Origin of the sequence: Bradyrhizobium lablabi (assembly GCF_900141755.1) — a bacterium.
GTDB lineage: Bacteria > Pseudomonadota > Alphaproteobacteria > Rhizobiales > Xanthobacteraceae > Bradyrhizobium > Bradyrhizobium lablabi_A.
On record NZ_LT670844.1, the window covers coordinates 5,547,563 to 5,564,441 of the forward strand.

At 63.4% G+C, this 16,879-nt stretch carries 16 protein-coding genes; 9 read left to right on the plus strand and 7 right to left on the minus strand.

What is annotated here, in order from left to right; genetic code table 11:
* The first annotated feature begins 80 nt into the window (after positions 1–80).
* The 4 genes from B5526_RS25930 (at position 81) to B5526_RS25945 (ending at position 6,333) form a co-directional block, all read left to right on the plus strand.
* On the plus strand, positions 81–830 hold the full coding sequence (locus B5526_RS25930) for an SDR family NAD(P)-dependent oxidoreductase (RefSeq protein ID WP_079542678.1): 750 nt from the start codon (positions 81–83) through the stop codon (positions 828–830).
* Between the two features lie 14 nt (positions 831–844).
* The gene (locus B5526_RS25935) at positions 845–2,038 is read left to right on the plus strand and encodes a multidrug effflux MFS transporter (protein ID WP_154071461.1); all 1,194 of its coding nucleotides are present in this window, start codon (positions 845–847) and stop codon (positions 2,036–2,038) included.
* A 152-nt stretch (positions 2,039–2,190) separates the two neighbouring features.
* Entirely contained in the window at positions 2,191–4,866 is a 2,676-nt protein-coding gene (locus B5526_RS25940; protein WP_079542680.1) for a flavin-containing monooxygenase, read from the plus strand.
* 510 nt (positions 4,867–5,376) lie between these two features.
* Complete coding sequence (locus B5526_RS25945) at positions 5,377–6,333, plus strand: aldo/keto reductase (protein WP_172842108.1); 957 nt, start codon at positions 5,377–5,379, stop codon at positions 6,331–6,333.
* Positions 6,334–7,071: 738 nt separating this feature from the next.
* Here B5526_RS25945 and B5526_RS25950 read toward each other — a convergent pair.
* The 4 genes from B5526_RS25950 to B5526_RS25965 form a co-directional block, all read right to left on the minus strand.
* Positions 7,072–8,025 (minus strand): ribose-phosphate pyrophosphokinase, encoded by a 954-nt coding sequence (locus B5526_RS25950; RefSeq protein WP_079545365.1) that lies wholly within the window; start codon positions 8,023–8,025, stop codon positions 7,072–7,074.
* A 165-nt stretch (positions 8,026–8,190) separates the two neighbouring features.
* Complete coding sequence (locus B5526_RS25955; RefSeq protein WP_244562061.1) at positions 8,191–8,856, minus strand: hypothetical protein; 666 nt, start codon at positions 8,854–8,856, stop codon at positions 8,191–8,193.
* A gap of 193 nt (positions 8,857–9,049) precedes the next feature.
* Positions 9,050–9,373, minus strand: coding sequence for a hypothetical protein (locus B5526_RS37950; protein WP_154071463.1), 324 nt, complete (start codon positions 9,371–9,373; stop codon positions 9,050–9,052).
* A gap of 42 nt (positions 9,374–9,415) precedes the next feature.
* The gene (locus tag B5526_RS25965) at positions 9,416–10,000 is read right to left on the minus strand and encodes a helix-turn-helix domain-containing protein (protein WP_244562401.1); all 585 of its coding nucleotides are present in this window, start codon (positions 9,998–10,000) and stop codon (positions 9,416–9,418) included.
* 314 nt (positions 10,001–10,314) lie between these two features.
* On the opposite strand from B5526_RS25965, the gene B5526_RS25970 reads away from it, so the two are divergent.
* The 5 genes from B5526_RS25970 (at position 10,315) to B5526_RS25990 (ending at position 14,104) form a co-directional block, all read left to right on the plus strand.
* The gene (locus B5526_RS25970) at positions 10,315–10,662 is read left to right on the plus strand and encodes a RidA family protein (protein ID WP_079545371.1); all 348 of its coding nucleotides are present in this window, start codon (positions 10,315–10,317) and stop codon (positions 10,660–10,662) included.
* 9 nt (positions 10,663–10,671) lie between these two features.
* Positions 10,672–11,982, plus strand: a complete 1,311-nt coding sequence (locus B5526_RS25975; protein WP_079542684.1) for an MFS transporter — start codon at positions 10,672–10,674, stop codon at positions 11,980–11,982.
* Positions 11,983–11,994: 12 nt separating this feature from the next.
* Positions 11,995–12,516, plus strand: a complete 522-nt coding sequence (locus B5526_RS25980; RefSeq protein WP_079542685.1) for an MOSC domain-containing protein — start codon at positions 11,995–11,997, stop codon at positions 12,514–12,516.
* Positions 12,516–13,469: a PDR/VanB family oxidoreductase gene (locus tag B5526_RS25985; RefSeq protein WP_079542686.1), complete on the plus strand. Its 954-nt coding sequence runs from the start codon at positions 12,516–12,518 to the stop codon at positions 13,467–13,469. Before B5526_RS25980 ends, B5526_RS25985 begins: the two co-directional genes overlap by 1 nt.
* Positions 13,470–13,630: 161 nt before the next feature.
* A complete protein-coding gene (locus B5526_RS25990; RefSeq protein WP_154071464.1) occupies positions 13,631–14,104 on the plus strand; it encodes a hypothetical protein in 474 nt (157 codons plus the stop codon).
* Between the two features lie 27 nt (positions 14,105–14,131).
* Here B5526_RS25990 and pgeF read toward each other — a convergent pair whose 3' ends face one another.
* From pgeF to lgt, 3 genes are read right to left on the minus strand one after another with little or no spacing between them, the layout of a single operon-like run.
* A complete protein-coding gene (gene pgeF / locus B5526_RS25995; protein ID WP_079542688.1) occupies positions 14,132–14,902 on the minus strand; it encodes a peptidoglycan editing factor PgeF in 771 nt (256 codons plus the stop codon).
* On the minus strand, positions 14,899–16,023 hold the full coding sequence (locus B5526_RS26000; protein WP_079545373.1) for a class I SAM-dependent methyltransferase: 1,125 nt from the start codon (positions 16,021–16,023) through the stop codon (positions 14,899–14,901). Before B5526_RS26000 ends, pgeF begins: the two co-directional genes overlap by 4 nt.
* Positions 16,020–16,868, minus strand: coding sequence for a prolipoprotein diacylglyceryl transferase (gene lgt / locus B5526_RS26005; protein ID WP_079542689.1), 849 nt, complete (start codon positions 16,866–16,868; stop codon positions 16,020–16,022). Before lgt ends, B5526_RS26000 begins: the two co-directional genes overlap by 4 nt.
* Between the last annotated feature and the right edge of the window lie 11 nt (positions 16,869–16,879).

The window sequence follows — 16,879 nt, forward strand, 5'->3', positions numbered from 1 at the left end:
ACTTACCAAAAGGTGCATACTGGTAGCGAGGAATGCAAGGCCCTAATTTAGCGATCATCATTCACGCAATCGAGGACGCTATGGGCAGACTTGACGGAAAGATCGCGGTCGTCACCGGCGCGAACAGTGGCATTGGCCTGGCGAGCGCAAAACGGTTCGTCGCCGAAGGCGCTCATGTTTACATTACCGGGCGCCGCCAGGAGGAACTGGACAAAGCCGTCCAGGCGATCGGGACCGGCGTGACGGCGGTGCAGGGCGATATCTCCGATCTCGAAGACCTGGACCGGTTGTTCGCAAAGGTTGGGTCGGCCCATGGCCGCATAGATGTCCTGTTCGCCAACGCCGGATTGGGCGCGCGGGAACCCCTGGGCAAGATTACGGCATCGTCCTTTGATCTGGTCTTCGGCGTGAATGTCAAAGGCACGATATTCACGGTTCAGAAGGGCCTCCCGTTGATGGGGGATGGAGGATCCATCATTCTGACGGGGTCGACCACGGCCTCGATGGGGACGCAGGCCTTCAGCATCTACAGTGCGAGCAAAGCGGCTATTCGCAATCTCGCCCGCAGTTGGACGCTGGACTTGAAGGGCACGGGAATTCGCGTGAACGTTCTTTCGCCCGGCGCCACCGCGACGCCCGGCCTGCTCAATGCCCTGGCGAGAACCGGCCAGAAGGACGCCATGATCGCGGGCCTGATCGAGCAGTCGCCGCTCGGACGGATGGCCGAGCCTGACGATATCGCAGACGTGGCGCTGTTTCTGGCGTCGGACGACAGCAGATCGATGACTGGAAGCGAGGTCTTCGCGGACGGCGGCATGGCTCAGGTCTGACGGTGCCCGCGGGTGTGAATGCCGCCGTCGGCCGCCGCAGCCTGACTGTCATGTTGGGTGGCTTGAGCTTGCTCGGGCCGCTGTCGATCGATGCCTACCTGCCTGCCTTCGCCGATATCCAGCGCGATTTTCAAGCCAGCACCGCTGATCTCCAACTCACGCTGACCGGCTACTTGCTCGCCTTTGCCTGCATGAGCTTGATGCACGGCCCGTTGTCCGATGCGTTTGGACGGAGGCGGGTGATCCTCACCGCGCTCTCGGCGTTCGGCCTGGCGGCGCTCGGATGCGCGCTTTCGCCCAGCGTCGGCTGGTTGACCTCCTTCCGCGTCATGCAAGGCATGTCGGCTGGCGTTGGCACCGTGGTGGGACGCGCCATTATCCGCGATTGCTTTGAAGGCGCCGCCGCGACCAGACTGCTGGCGCTGGTGAGCATGATCTTCTCGCTGTCGCCAGCCTTGGCGCCGGTCTTTGGCGGATGGGTGGTCACGCTGTTCACCTGGCGGGCCATCTTCCTGACGTTGTTCGTCTATGCCGTTGCGATGCTGATGCTCTGCGTACGCAGCCTGCCGGAAACCTTGCCGCTTCATGCACGCCGCCCGTTCGGCTTAAGCATGCTGGCGCAGCAATATGTCGTGGCGTTCGGCAATCGCCGCTTCCGTCTTGTTGCGCTTGCCATCGCACTCAGCTTTGCCGGTCTGTTCCTCTACGTCGCCTCGGTGCCGGCCTTCCTCGGGCACGAATTGGGCCTGCCGCCAACGCAATACGCCATGATGTTCGTGCCCATCGTTGCCGGCATCGTGCTCGGCTCGCTCGCCGCCGAAAGGCTCGCCGGCCGGTTCGCGCCAGCCCGGTTGATCCTCGCTGGATTTTCCATCCAGTTGGTGACCGGCATCATCAACGTGACCTTCCACGCCGCGCATCCCGGGTCAGTTCCCTGGTCGATCCTTCCGATCGGATTCTACGCCTTCGGCATGTCGCTCGCCACGCCCGGCCTTTTGCTGATAGGGCTGGATCAATTCCCGCAGATGCGTGGTTTGGCCGCTTCCTGTCAGGCCTTCGCCATGGTGCTGCTGGCCGGCCTGATAACGCAATTGGCCCCGGCATTTGGCGGCCGCGCACTCGCTTTGGCGCTCGTGCAAGGCGTGCTGTGCATTGCCGCTTTCGCCTCGTGGCTCGTCACGATCCGCTTCTACGAACGGAATCGATAGCGCGCTGCATTGCAACCTGAAGGGGTTGTGATGCCGACGCCGGTGAGTTCCCACACGCGATAGCGTGTCCGCGCAAGTGGAACTGTTGCCCTGGTGACAGACTGGGTGCGCGGCGATAGACCGCGGCAAAATTAAAAACATGGGAGGATGGTATGCCAGAAGCGATGGTTGCATCATCTGCGTCAGAGACGACGCGCGGCGCTACGACGCAACAGGTCGATGTCGCGGTGGTGGGTGCCGGGTTTGCCGGCCTGTACCTTCTGCATCGGTTGCGCAAGGCCGGCTTCACATCGGTGGTGTTGGAGGAGGCCGACGACGTCGGCGGCACCTGGTACTGGAACCGATATCCCGGCGCACGCTGCGACATTCAGACCATCGACTACAGCTACACCTTCGATCCGGAGCTGGAGAGCGCGTGGCAATGGTCGGAGAAATACGCGACCCAACCCGAAATCCTGCGCTATCTCGGCTTCGTCGCAGACCGCTATGATCTGCGCGGCGACATCCGCTTTGGCACGAAGGTGACGGCCGCGACCTGGGATCAGGCCGCCGAGCGCTGGCTGCTCACGACGGACAACGGCGCCACTGTGTCCTGCCGCTATTACATCATGGCCACCGGCTGTCTCTCCGCGCCCAAGCCGCCGGAGATCGACGGCGTCAACGGCTTCAAGGGCGAGGTCTATTTCACCGGCCGCTGGCCGCATGAAGAGATAAAACTCGGCGGCAAGCGCGTCGCGGTGATCGGCACGGGATCATCGGGAATCCAGTCGATCCCGTTGATCGCCGAGCAGGCGGCCCATCTGACCGTGTTCCAGCGCACGCCGAACTTTGCCCTTCCCGCCCACAACGGTCCTGCGCCAGCGGATCGCATTGCCCTGCTGGAAGGTGACCGCGCCGGCTACCGCGAGCAGGCTCGCTGGTCGCTGGCAGGCGTACCGTGGCCGCAACAAATGGCGGTAAGCTGGCAACTGACTGATGCCGAGCGCCGCGAGCGCTTCGGGCGGGCGTGGGCCGCCGGCGATCTCGTGTATATATTGACCCAGCTTTGGGCCGACCAGGCCGTCGACGTCGACGGCAACACGCTGCTCGCCGACCTGATCCGCGAGAAAATCCGCAACCTCGTCAAGGACCCTGAGATAGCGGCAGCGCTGAGCCCTCACGACCACCCGTTTGGAGCCAAACGTCCCTGCCTCGATACCAACTATTACGCCACCTACAACCGTCCCGACGTCACGCTGGTGAATCTGCGGCAGGAGCCGATCACATCCATCACGGCCTCCGGCATCAACACCGACAAGCGCAAATTCGACGTCGATGTGATCGTGTTCGCCACCGGCTTCGATGCGATGACCGGAGCGATCATGGCCGTGCATCCGATCACCGGCCGTGGCGGAAAATCGCTGTCCGACGTCTGGGCCAACGGCCCGCAGACCTATCTCGGCCTTACCGTGGCGGGCTTCCCCAATCTGTTCATGATCACCGGCCCCGGCAGCCCGTCGGTGCTGTCGAACATGGCGGTATCGATCGAGCAGCACATCGATTGGACGGTCGACCGGCTGATTGCGATGCGAGAGGCCGGCCTCACCACCATTGAGGCGACCGAAACGGCGCAGGCCGGCTGGGCCCGACACATGGCCGACTGTGCAACGCTCACGCTGCATCGGCTGGCCAACACCTGGTACACCGGCGCCAACGTTCCCGGCAAGGCGTGGGGCGTGATGCCCTATACCGGCGGCGTCGGTCCCTACCGCAGCATCTGCAACGAAGTCGTCAGCCGCGGCATGCTCGGTTTCAGGCTCACCGGGCCCAACAGTTCCGAGCAATGCAACGACGGCGAGGTCGTTCGCCTGCAGCCGGATGTGCGGCTGGTGCTGAACATGCTGGCGGACATGAACTTGCCGCCGATCGAGTCGCTCGGAGCCCAGGGGGCGCGCGACTTCATAGCTGAATTCAACAAGAGCCGTCCGGCCGGCCGGCCGGTCGGTGAGGTGGTCGACGGCACGCTTCCCGGCGCCGACGGTCCGCTGCCCTATCGTCTCTATCGGCCGGCGACGCCGGGGCCGCATCCGATCGTGGTCTATTTCCACGGCGGCGGCTGGGTGCTGGGTGACGAGCAATCCGACGATCCGTTCTGCCGTGACATGTGCCGGCGCACCGGGATGAGTTTCGTCAGCGTCGGTTACCGGCATGCGCCCGAGCACCGTTTTCCGGCACCGGCGGAGGATGGCTACGCGGCGACGCGGTGGATCGCCGAGCATGCGGCCGAGCTTGGCGGCAAACCGGGACCGGTGATGGTTGCGGGCTGGAGCGCCGGCGGCAACATCGCGGCCGTCACCTGCCAGCTCGCGCGCGACCGCGGCGGCCCGCAGATCGCAGGCCAGCTTTTGGTCTGCCCGGTCACCGACTGCACGTTCGACCGCCCGTCGTACAACGAAAATGCGACGGGCTACTTCCTGACGCGCTCGCTGATGTACTGGTTCTGGGACATCTACTGTTCGCCGGCCGACCGCACCGATCCGCGCGTCTCGCCCCTGCGCGGCAAGCTCGAAAACTTGCCGCCGGCGTTGGTGGCGACCTGCGAGTTCGATCCGCTGCGCGACGAGGGTGTCGCTTACGCGCAGGCGCTTTCTGCCGCAGGCGTGCCGGTCGAGCAACTCAACGCCCGCGGCCACTTCCACTCGTCGCTCACCATGGTCGACGTGGTGATCACCGGCGTCAGCGGCCGCGTGCAGATGGCCGACGCCTTGCGCCGCTTCGCCGGCCTTCCGCCGGAGAGGAAAGAGGGCGACGAGGGGCTCAGGCCAAGGTCCGACCGCATCGCCGCTTGAAGGTGATGCGGCAGTGGAAAAGGTGTAACAGCCGTCATTGCGAGGAGCGTAAGCGACGAAGCAATCCAGCTTGCAGTTTCGAGGCGCCAAAGCTGGATTGCTTCGCGGAGCCTGTCATCGGGCGGCGCTTCGCGCCGACCCGTTGGCTCGCAATGACGGCCAAGAGCCGTAGCCCGGATGAGCGGAGCGACATCCGGGAATCCCGCATATCGCTGCGCTCATGCGGGCTACTTGCTAGCCCCCGTCATTGCGAGGAGCGCAAGCGACGAAGCAATCCAGCTTTGCGCTTGCGGCGCGATGGATTGCTTCACTTCGCTCGCAATGACGTTGATAAAACTGTGTGATTAAGCAAACGTAGAAGGGCGGATTAGCGGAGCGTAGTCTGCCGTTTCGCCGACGATAAAGAGGCGGGTTACGCCTGCCGTAAGCCACCCTCCATTGTGCATGCCGTCAGTCGGAGAAACAGCGATGCAATTGCGGGTCTTTGGGCGCACGGGAATGCAGCTCTCGGTGCTGGGCTTCGGCTGCGGCGCGGTGGGCGGATTTATGGTACGCGGCGATCCTGCCGACCAGGAGCGTACGATCGCGCGGGCGATCGCCACTGGTGTGAACTACTTCGACACCGCGGTGCAGTACGGCAATGGCGAATCGGAAAAGAACCTGGGCCGCGTTTTGCAAAAGCTGAAACCGGCCAATGTGGTCGTCGGCACCAAGGTCCGGTTGCAACCGAGCGAGTTCGGCCGCATTGCCGACGCCGTAACGATGTCGCTCGAAGGCAGCCTGACGCGACTGGGCCTTGACCGGGTCGACATCTTTCACCTGCACAACCCGATTACCGAGCGAGGGGGCGGATCGGCGCTGAGCGTCCGCGAGGTGCTCGGCGACGTGGTACCGGCGTTCGAGCGCCTGCGTGCGCAGGGCAAGATTCGTTTCCTCGGGATGACGGCAGTAGGCGACACGGCGGCACTGCAACAAGTGATTGATGCACGCGCCTTCGACAGCGCGCAGGTCGTCTACAACATGCTCAATCCATCCGCCGCCGAGGAATTGCCGAAAAACTATCCGGCGCAAGATTATGGACGATTGTTCGCTTCTACCAAGGCCGCCGGCGTTGGCGTCGTAGGCATCCGCGTGCTGGCCGGCGGCGCATTGTCGGGCTCAGCCGAGCGTCACCCGATTGCGGGTCCGGCACCCGAGCCGATTGGTTCGGCGATGAGCTACGATGCCGATGTCGATCGCGCCCACCGCCTGATGCCGCTGGTCAACGAAGGTTTCGCCACCAGCCTGACCGAAGCCGCCACGCGGTTTGCGCTGTCCGACCCGGCGATGGGTACGATCCTGGTCGGTATGGCGACGCCGCAACAGTTCGAGGACGCCCTCGCCGCGGTCCAAAAAGGCCCACTCCCGCAAGCCGCGCTTGACCGGCTTTCAGCATTGCGGCAGGCATTCTCTGGCGAACCGCGATGATGGCCGAGGTTGCTACGGCCGCCGCGCCAAAACAGAAAATTCGTGAACGATCTCAAGCTGATTTGGGTCGTCCAGTCCCATTCACAAAAATATTCCGCTTCCTGATTTGCCCAAATCACCCATAAGACTCCCGCCATCCCGTCCCACTCAGAGGGGCGTTTCGCGATCGTCACGGACGTAGGGCGGGATGCGGTGGACGCGGCAGCGCTATTGACGAACAGCGCTTAAGCGGACGGAGAAGGCGTGTGGTCCTGACACCCCGACGCTGGTGTCAAGCTCTTGAGAAGCAAGCTTCTCAGGGGTGACGGTGGCAAAAGAGCCCGGTCGCCGGGGAGAGCGCGCAGGAAACCGTTAAAACCATTGCGTGGGGAATGCTGGGTGAAACCGGTGTGACCTGACTAACGCGTGTGCTTTCTACCCGTTACCCCTGCACACGCGGCTATCGGGCGCATCGGGCGCCCGGCATTCCCTGCGCCCTCTGTTCTCTGAGGGCGGGAAGTTTCCAACAAACCTCGGGCGCAAGGCGCGGCGAGATCGCGAAATTACGTCTGCGAATGATGCTGTCTGAAAATTAAAGCCGCGGGCGCAAACCTCTCCACGTCATTGCGAGGAGCGTAGCGACGAAGCAATCCACACTTCCTTTGCCGCGCGATGGATTGCTTCGCTTCGCTCGCAATGACGCGGAGAGGTTCGCGCCGACCGGTTGATTGGCAGTGTAGCGGAAAGAGGCCGTGCCCCTCAGTCAAACAAGCTCGACACCGACTCTTCCGACGCGGTGCGGGCGATCGCTTCGGCGATCAAGGGCGCGATCGACAGCGTGCGGATGTTCTTTGCGTTGTGAACGGCTTCGGTGGGCAGGATCGAGTCGGTGATGACGAGTTCCTTCAGCCGGGAGCCGATGATGCGGGCGGCGGCGCCGCCGGAGAGCACGCCGTGGCTGATATAGGCGTAGACATCCTTGGCGCCGTTGGCGAGCAGCGCGTCGGCGGCGTTCACCAGCGTGCCGCCGGAGTCGACGATGTCGTCGATCAGGATGCAGGTATAGCCTTCGACTTCGCCGATCACGTTCATGACCTCGGATTCGCCGGCGCGCTCGCGGCGCTTGTCGATGATGGCGAGCGGCGTGTTGATGCGTTTGGCGAGCCCGCGCGCGCGCACCACGCCGCCGACGTCGGGCGACACCACTATGACATTGGAGAGATCGAACCGCTCCTTGATGTCGCGCACCATCACCGGGGAGGCGAAGAGGTTATCGGTCGGGATGTCGAAGAAACCCTGGATCTGGAGGGCATGCAGGTCGAGCGTCATGACGCGGTCGACGCCGGCGCGGGTGATCAGGTTGGCCACCAGCTTGGCCGAGATCGGCGTCCGGGAGCCGGATTTGCGATCCTGCCGCGCATAGCCGAAATAGGGGATCACCGCGGTGATGCGGCGCGCCGAGGAGCGGCGCAGCGCGTCGGTGATGATCAGCAATTCCATCAGATGGTCGTTGGCCGGAAACGACGTCGACTGGATGATGAAGGCATCCGAGCCGCGGACGTTCTCCTGGATCTCGACGAAGATCTCCATGTCGGCGAAACGCCGCACCACCGCCTTGGTGAGCGGCAGCTCAAGCCCGTTGGCGATTTGCTGCGCCAAGGCCGGATTGGAGTTGCCGGCGACAAGCTTGATCGAGCCATTCTTGGCCGACATCGAGGCCTCTCCCCGCGCCTTGCTGGAGACAATGTTCAGCATATCGAGATACCCACAGAACCGGCGCGTTTGGACGAGCGAGGTGATATCAAGGAGGAGGCGCGGCTGGCAACCCTGCGAGCCGGGTTTTCCTGCGCAAATTCAACATTCGGAGCGTATTTTGCGTTAACGGGCGCTGTAGGCCAGCGCGCTGACGCCGGAGGCGGCCGAAGCGGGCGAAACGGCTCCCACGCTCGCAACCGCCGGGCCGCGTTTTCCCGGTGCCGGCGCGGGCGGCGGCGCGTCCGGCGCCGGCGTCCCGTTGATCATGGCGCTCAATCCGCTCAAGCCGGCTTGCGCGATTTTCCGCAGCACCAGATCGTCGGCCGCGGTCCAGGGGTCGCGGCCGGCCTTGCCGGCCGGCTCCTCGCCGGAAAGCCGCAGCGCGCGCTGCTGGTCGCGGTCATAGACGTCCCAGACCCAGGCGATGCTGGCGCGGCCGTGGTTGACCTCGGCGGCGAGATAACTGCGCACGCGGTAGGTGGCCTGACCGTCGCGCGAAACGATCAGGAGGTTGCGCAGCTTCGATTCGCTGTCGAGCACATCCACCATGCGATCGAAGATCTGCGGTGGCGGGCCGTCGATCGATTCGAACGCCACCGTCGAACCACCGCCGTTTCCGGCCATCGCGAACGCGCCATTGCTGGCGCCGCCGCCGGCGCAGCCGCCAAGCGCGCAGGCGAGCGCCAGCAGTATGGCGGCGAAAGCGGCGTGCGGCGCGGTCCGGCTTGCCCGGAACGGAGTGTTTGACGTGTCCCTGATCACGCCCCGAGCGATATCGTTAAAATGCATTAAGGTCTAGGGCAGGGAAATGGAAATGGCACTGAGGAGGATTGCGGGCTACCCGTCATACCCGCGAAAGCGGGTATCCAGTAATCGCAAGCGCCTGACGTGTATTACATCCGCCGCGGCGTACTGGATCGTCCGGTCAAGCCGGACGATGACGGCGGAGTTTGTGAGTGGCTGTTGCCTTACGCGGTCGGCCTCAATCCAGATCCAGTTTCAAATGATACCGCCGCAGTTTTTCGCGCTGGATGCAGCGAATGGCGCGATCGGCCACTCTTTTTTTGGCGGCGCCATAATTGATCACATGGACCGAAAAGGCGCCGCTCGGCGCCCCGAGCACGCCAAGTTCCTCGACCGTCTCGCATCCGGGCCAAAGCCGCAGCTGTTGGAGGCAGTCTTGCATCAGATCTGCCCGGCTAATTCCCACGGTGTGTTTAAAAAAAAGCCCATGGAGCCGTCCCGCCCGGCGCCATGATCGCACCGGCGCCGGCGGCATATTTTTAAGAGAATTCCGATTGAGCATTCTTGTTTTCAGATATGCCTCGAAGCGTCCACGCCGTGCCGGTCAAGCCGGGTTGGCCACCGCGATGACCACCAGCACCTCGGCCTTCTGCCGTCCGAGACTGTGCACCTGATGCGGGGTCTCGCCGGAAAAATACAGGCAGTCGCCCTTTTCGAGCTTGAGCTCCTCGCCATCGAGTTCGATCGCGACCCGCCCAGAGACCACGAACAGCATTTCCTCGCCGGAATGAAACGCCCGCTGGATTTTCTCGTTCGACGCCAAACTCCGCGCCGATTTGAACGGCGGCCGCAGCAAAAACGGCTCCATGCTCTTGTGCGGGCGCGCCGCCGCCAATGCGGTCAGGCCGAACGACCCGTTCTGCAGGGGTATGGCGCCTTCTTCCTGGTGGCGGTGAACCGTGTAGCGCGGCGAGGCCGTCGACTTCGGGTCGAAGAAATAAGCGACATTGACCTCGAGCGCCGCCGCCATCCGCAGCAGCGCCGCGATCGACGGCGCTTTCAGGCCGCGCTCGACCAGCGAGATGTAGCCGCGCGTGAGGTCGCTCATACCGGCGAGCCGGTCGAGCGTCATGCCCTTGGCGGTGCGCAACTTGCGCAGATTGAGGCCGACGCCAGCGGTCCGGCTCATGTCAAGCAAAGCGGGTCTCCTTGGTCGATCGGCGCGGCGTGGTGCCGAACAGGCGTCGAATGCGTGCCAGCTATAGCGCATTCGGCGCCGGGGCGGGCGGGAAGATATCGTTCTCAGGGAAAACATTTGTTTGCGGCAATTTAGTGCAAGTGGCGTGAAAATATAGACAAAAAAGCACAAAAACCCTTTATTTAAGGCTATTTCTTCAGCAGACCCGGCTTTTTGCCGATTTCCGCGTCAATTGCCTGATTTCGCGATATTGATTTCTATAAGTAAACATGGTCGCCTTCGATCATCAGCAAATGGGGGACCTCATGATCAAGCGCTTGGCGCCCGGGAAGCGGCTCAGCATGGCCACCATCCACGGCGGCCTCGTCTACCTCGCGGGCCAGGTGCCCGACGATCTCACCGTCAGCCTCGAGGCACAGGCTGCCCAGGTGCTGGCGAAGATCGATGCGCTGCTTAGCGAGGCCGGCACCGACAAGTCGAACATCCTGACCGCGACCGTCTGGCTGCCGAACATCGCCGACTTCGCCGCCTTCAATACGGTCTGGGATGCCTGGGTCCCTGCGGGCGCTTCTCCGGCGCGCGCCTGCGTCGAGGCCCGGCTCGCCAATCCTTCCATCCGTGTCGAGATCGCCGCGATCGCAGCGATTCCTTAAGGAGCGAACATGGCCGTTGCAGAAGATTTCAGTCCCGCGCAAATTCCGAGCGAGGCGGCAGGCTTGCGGCGCATCTTGTGGTCGAGCGTGATCGGCACCGCCGTCGAATGGTACGACTTTCTCATTTACGGCGCCGCGACTGCGCTCGTGTTCAACAAAATCTTCTTCGCCGCCGGCGATCCGGCGCTGGCGACCATTGCGGCATTCGGCACCTATGCGGTCGGCTTCCTGGCGCGTCCGCTGGGGGCTGCGATCTTCGGTCATTTCGGCGACCGCGTCGGCCGCAAGGCGATGCTGGCCATCACCATCATCGTGATGGGGCTTGGCACGTTCCTGATCGGCCTGTTGCCGACCTATCAGCAGATCGGCGTCGCCGCGCCGGTGCTCTTGGTCGTGCTGCGCTTCCTGCAGGGCATCGGCCTCGGCGGCGAGTGGGGCGGGGCGGTGCTGATGGTGGTCGAGAACGCGCCGGTTCATAAACGCGGCCTGCTCGGCAGCATGGTTCAGGTCGGCAACCCGATCGGAAATCTTGCGGCGATCGGCATGTTCGCCCTGGTTTCGCAATTGCCGGACGCTCAATTCCTGAGCTGGGGATGGCGCGTTCCATTCCTGATCTCGATCCTCCTCGTCGGCGTCGGCTTGTGGATCCGGCTCAGCATGGAAGAGACGCCGGCGTTCCGCCAGATCAAGGCCAAGAACGAGGTCGCGAAGATGCCGATCGTGGACATCTTCAAATATCATCGCCGTCCGTTCTTCACCGCGGTGTGCCTGAAGATCTCGGAGATCGCCTACGCCAGCATCGCCGGCGTCTTCATCATGTCGTACGCGACCTCGCGCCTTGGCCTATCGCGCGGCCTGGTGCTGAACGGCGCCTTCATCGCCTCGTTCGTCGCGCTGTTCTCGATTCCCTTATTCGGCTGGCTGTCGGACAAGATCGGCCGCAAGACGATGTTTTTTGCCAGCTGCCTGTTCTCGGCCTTGTTCGCATTCCCGATGTTCTGGCTGCTCGACACCCGCGACCCCACCATCGTGATCCTGACCATCGTGGTCGCGATCAGTTTTGGCCAGATGGTGATGTTCGGGATCGGCGCGCCCTGGTATTCCGAACTGTTCACCGCGAGGCTGCGTTACAGCGGCGCCTCGCTCGGGTTCCAGGTCGGGGCGGCGCTGAGCGGTGGCTTGAGCCCGCTGATCGCGGCGTCGCTGATGACATGGGCGGGCGCGACCTGGCCGGTCTCGCTGTTCCTGATCGCCTGCGCGCTGATCACGGCGATCGCAACCTCCGTCGCGCCGGAAATGGCGAACAAGGAATTGACCTGAAGGAGATCGGCGATGCTCGATGCAATCGATACAAAACCATCGCGGCAGGACGCGGTCGTGCCGAACTGGACCGGCATCGTGCGCTATCTCCACATCACCCCGCGCGCATTTCTGCCGATGCGCGCGATGCCCGAGCTTCGCCTGATCGAAGGCCGGGGTATCGAGGGCGATCGATACATGATCGGCCGCGAAGAGGGATTTTACTCGCACAAGCCCGAAGTGGGGCGACAGGTGACGCTGTTCGAGTTCGAGACGCTGGTGGCGCTGAAGCGCGACGCCAACATCGAGCTGGGGCCTGAGGAGCACCGCCGCAACGTCACCGTCGAAGGTGTGCCGCTCACCCATCTGGTCGGGCGTCAGTTCTGGCTCGGCGAAACGCTGCTGGAAGCGACGCGGCTGTCGATCCCCTGCCGGCACATCGAGGAGATCACGGGAAAGCCGATCTTCGATCCACTGATCAATCGCTCCGGGCTGAACTGCAAGATTTTGAGGGGCGGAACGGTTCGCGTCGGCGACGCCGTACGGAATTTCTGATGAAGGCTCGGCCCATCACGACGATCAAGACGATCGTCGAGACCATCGAGGACGGCGGGCCCGACATCAAATTGTTCGCGCTGGCCGATCCCGATCATTGGGAGCTGCCGCCGTTCCTTCCGGGGGCGCATATCGATCTGCATCTGCCCGGCGGTATGGTGCGGACCTATTCGCTGTGCAACGACCCCGCCGACAACAGGCGCTATCTCGTCGCCGTCAAGCGCGAGCGCGCCGGCCGCGGCGGATCGATCATATTGCACGATGAGGTCAGGGCCGGCGACACGATCGGCGTCTCGCTGCCGCGCGGCGGTTTAAAGCTGGACCATGACGCGTCGCGCTTCATTTTTGTCGCGGGCGGAATCGGCGTCACACCTTTCCTGTCGGCGGCGGCATTTTTGAAACGGACCGGTCGCCCCTACTTCAAACTCCATTTGATGGTGCGCGGCGAGCCTCCGCTCGCGGACCTGCTCGCTCCGTTTCTGGAAACCGGGCACGCCACCATTCATGACACCGCCGCGAAGCCGCGACCGGAGATTGCCTCGCTGCTGGGCTCGACGCAGTCCAGCGCCATCGCCTGCTGCGGCCCCGCCAGCATGATCGACGATTTTGAACAAGCCTCGCGCGATTGGCCCGATGCGCGCGTCCACATCGAGCGCTTCGTGCCGCCGGCGCTGCCGGCCGATCCGAACGCGCGGGCCTACACGCTGGCCTTGTCGCGCTCGAAGATCGAAACGCGGGTCGAGCCCGGTCAAACCATGCTCGCGGCGCTGCTGGGGCTCGGCATCGACATTCCGGCGTCGTGCTGCGGCGGGATTTGCGGCGCCTGCAAGGTGGACTGGCTCGAGGGACACCCGATCCATCGCGACCGCGTGCTGTCGCCGACCGAGCGTGCCCGCAGCCTGATGGTCTGCGTCGCCGGATCTGCCGAGGATCGTCTGGTGCTGGATTTGTAATCCCTGGCGGATATTCGCTTAAAAATGCAAAACTGGCAGTCCTCAATGTGATGGAAGGGCTACAGATGAGGGGATTGGGATTGGGGTTGATCGTGGCTTGGCTTTCCGCCGGTCAAGCCATCGGCGCCGAGAGCGCGGCCGACGCGATCGAGGCCTTCGGATTGGTCGGGGTCTGGTCGATCGATTGCTCAAAAGCGCCGATCGCCACATGCGATCCAAAATCCGGTTGCGGCGCCCGAACGACCTATGAAATGCCGCCGTCCAGGGTGCCGATGATCAAGAACGTCGTCGGCACGCTGATCCCAGGCGTCGGGAAAAGCTTTGAAACGATCATCGAAACGGCCACCCGGATCGCCGACGACAAATTAAGAATCACTTCGGTGCAGGTAGGGGTGCCCGGCGAAGTGATCAAATTGGCCTGGTTTCGGCAACCCGGCGAACGTTGGGAGACCGTCTTCGTGAAAGCAGGAAGCAAATACAGGGTTTATTCGGCGCAAAGCGAAGACGGCAGGAAGATTTCCGCGCGAGATGGGTTCATGTACGCGCCGCCACCCGATACAAAATATGATGCGATACCGACGAATTGGGTACGCATGGAAAAAGAAACGCCGCTGTTTGAGAGGTGCCCCAACTGATCGCGAGGCCGGCCGCGCACGGGATTGCTAATCACTCTCCAGCACGATCGAATGAACATGCCGGCCGTAGTCCGGCTCTTTCAGGTGCACCGAGCGGCGGTAGCTGAAAAACCGCTCGTCGGAATAGGTGTCGGCGCCGGTGTCGTCGATCATCAGCACGCCGGCATTTTCGAGCCGCATCCGGATGAAGCCGGCGAGATCGAACATCGAATGGCCCTCGCGCGCGGCGGGGATGAAGAACATTCCATTTTCCGCGTCGGCCTCCAAAAAACGTTCGACGAATTCGCTGCCGACTTCATACGAGTGTTGGCGGATCAGCGGCCCGATCGCGGCGACGATGCCGGTGCGTTCGGCGCCGAGCTTTTCCATGGCGTCGACGGTGGATTCCACAACGCCGGTCAGCGCGCCTTTCCATCCGGCATGCGCGGCACCAATGACCCGCGCGCTCGGATCGGCGAGCAGGATCGGGCCGCAGTCGGCCGCGGAGGCGCCGATGGCGAGACCTTCGGTCCGCGTCACGATGGCGTCGGCGAGCGGCCGCGACGTTCCTTGCCAGGGGCCCGTGGCCACCGCGACATCGGGCGAATGGGTCTGATGCGCGCTGAGAAAACGCGTTTGCTCAACGCCCATCGCCTCCGCCATCCGGCGGCGGTTTTCCGCAACCTTGGCCGGATCGTCCTTTGAGCCGATGCCACCATTGAGGCTTTGATAGATGCCGTCCGAGACGCCGCCCTCGCGCGTGAAGAAAGCGTGGCGCAGACCAGGGATGGCTGAGAGCAGCGGGGAAGCCAGTCTCATGGAAGCTCGGCCTTCGTTTCCTGCTCGTCGGCAAACCCCGCCACCGAGGTGAGGTTGGGTTCGGAGACCGCCATTACCTTGAACATCGAGCCCATGCCGCCTCGGCCGGTGCCGATCAGCCGCTTCAGCGCGCTGGAGATGTCCTCGGAAACCTCGTGCGATGCCTTGGCCATCAGCGTCACCGCGCGGGTTTCGATGCCGAGCCGCTTCAAGAAATCGCCCTGCGGCACCGGGCCATGGACGCGCGCACCGATATCCTCGCTGGCGCGCACCAGCGATTGGAAATCGACATGCGCGGTGACGTCGGCCTGGCCGGGATTTTTCAGCGGATCGGCAAAACTGTGGCGGGCGATGGCCTGGAACGTATCGCCGGCGTCGCTGCGCAAATGGCCGTAGTCGATGATCAGCGCCGCGCCGTCCTGGTCGCGCACCCTGGAGGCGATCTTCATGATCTCGGCGTCGGGCCGCCACTCGAACACGGCGCCGATCGGGGCCGCGCGCACGAGCGGCGGCAGCAGCACCTCAAAACGGGGGATCGGATCAGTGGCGACACCGAACTCCAGCTTGCCGTGGCTGTCGAGCTCCACCACGCGCTCGTGCCAGCCGTTCTCGCGCCTCACCACCTGGTGGACCGGCAGCACGTCGAAATACTCGTTGGCGAAAATGACCGCGGGACCATCGGGGACGTCATCGATACTGTCGTGCCAGGCGATGTTGCGCACGCCCGACAGCGTCGATCTTTGCTTCTCGCGCAGCACCGGGTTGATCTCGACCAGATGGACGCTGAGCGATTGATAGAGCGGCGGCAACACCCGAAGCGCGCGCAGCGCATCCGCCATCAAGGTGCCGCGGCCGGGTCCGAGTTCGATCAGGCGCAACAGCTGCGGCGAGCCGATCGCCTTCCACACCGAGGCCGCCCACAGCCCGAGCAATTCGCCGAACATCTGGCTGACTTCGGGCGCGGTGGTGAAATCGCCCTCGCGTCCCAAGGGGTCACGCGAGACGTAGTAACCGAATTTCGGATGCGTCAGGCACAGCTCCATATAGCGCCAGACCGGCATCGGCCCGGACGTCTTGATCAGCTTCTTGAGCTCGGACTGCAGCGGCGAATATTCGGTCACGGCCTTCCCTCGGCGGGTACTTGCTTCGGATGGTTGCGGCGCCATGCCATCACAATAAGGACGGCCCCCGCAATCACCATCGGCACCGACAGCAGCATACCCATGGTCAGGCCGCCCCACAAAAATCCGAGCTGCGGGTCGGGCTCCCGGAAGCATTCGCCGGTAATGCGGGCCAATCCGTACAGCGCGATAAAACTGCCGAGGATCAGGCCCGGCCGCCGCAGGGCGCCGAGGCGGATCATCACCGCCAGGATGGTAAACAGCAGGATTCCCTCGAGTCCCGCCTCGTAGAGCTGGCTCGGATGGCGCGGCAGCGGCCCGCCATTGGGAAATACCATTGCCCAGGGCAGGCTGGGATCGGCCGGCCGGCCCCACAATTCGCTGTTGATGAAATTGGCGAGACGCCCGAGAAACAGCCCGATCGGCCCGACCGCGGTGGTGATATCGCCGAGCGAGAGGATCGGAAGCTGGTTCTTGCGGCAAAACCAAATCACCGCGGCGACGCAGCCCAGAAAGCCGCCATGAAACGACATGCCGCCTTTCCAGAGTTCAAAAATCTCGGCGGGATGCGCGACGAAGAACGACAGATTGTAGAACAGCACATAGCCGGTGCGGCCGCCGAGGATGATCCCGACCGTGACCCAAAGAATAAAATCGTCGAGCTGCGGAAGCGTGATCGGCGCCGGCCCGCCCCATAATTTCTCGTTCTTGAGCAGCGAGCGCGCGTAAATCCAGCCCAACACGATGCCGCCGATATAGGCCAGCGCATACCAGCGGATCGCGATCGGCCCGATCGCAATCGCGATCGGATCGAAGACCGGAAAGGCAATGGTCAGGAAAGGCATCGATGATCTGC

Bases quoted from the DNA above. Each gene is read 5' to 3' on its own strand.
- B5526_RS25930 (WP_079542678.1), top strand. From the start codon at position 81: ATGGGCAGACTTGACGGAAAGATCGCGGTCGTCACCGGCGCGAACAGT.
- B5526_RS25940 (WP_079542680.1), top strand. From the start codon at position 2,191: ATGCCAGAAGCGATGGTTGCATCATCTGCGTCAGAGACGACGCGCGGC.
- B5526_RS25950 (WP_079545365.1), bottom strand. From the start codon at position 8,025: ATGTCGGCCAAGAATGGCTCGATCAAGCTTGTCGCCGGCAACTCCAAT.
- B5526_RS25955 (WP_244562061.1), bottom strand. From the start codon at position 8,856: ATGCATTTTAACGATATCGCTCGGGGCGTGATCAGGGACACGTCAAAC.
- B5526_RS37950 (WP_154071463.1), bottom strand. From the start codon at position 9,373: ATGCTCAATCGGAATTCTCTTAAAAATATGCCGCCGGCGCCGGTGCGA.
- B5526_RS25965 (WP_244562401.1), bottom strand. From the start codon at position 10,000: ATGAGCCGGACCGCTGGCGTCGGCCTCAATCTGCGCAAGTTGCGCACC.
- B5526_RS25970 (WP_079545371.1), top strand. From the start codon at position 10,315: ATGATCAAGCGCTTGGCGCCCGGGAAGCGGCTCAGCATGGCCACCATC.
- B5526_RS25975 (WP_079542684.1), top strand. From the start codon at position 10,672: ATGGCCGTTGCAGAAGATTTCAGTCCCGCGCAAATTCCGAGCGAGGCG.
- B5526_RS25980 (WP_079542685.1), top strand. From the start codon at position 11,995: ATGCTCGATGCAATCGATACAAAACCATCGCGGCAGGACGCGGTCGTG.
- B5526_RS25985 (WP_079542686.1), top strand. From the start codon at position 12,516: ATGAAGGCTCGGCCCATCACGACGATCAAGACGATCGTCGAGACCATC.
- pgeF (WP_079542688.1), bottom strand. From the start codon at position 14,902: ATGAGACTGGCTTCCCCGCTGCTCTCAGCCATCCCTGGTCTGCGCCAC.
- lgt (WP_079542689.1), bottom strand. From the start codon at position 16,868: ATGCCTTTCCTGACCATTGCCTTTCCGGTCTTCGATCCGATCGCGATT.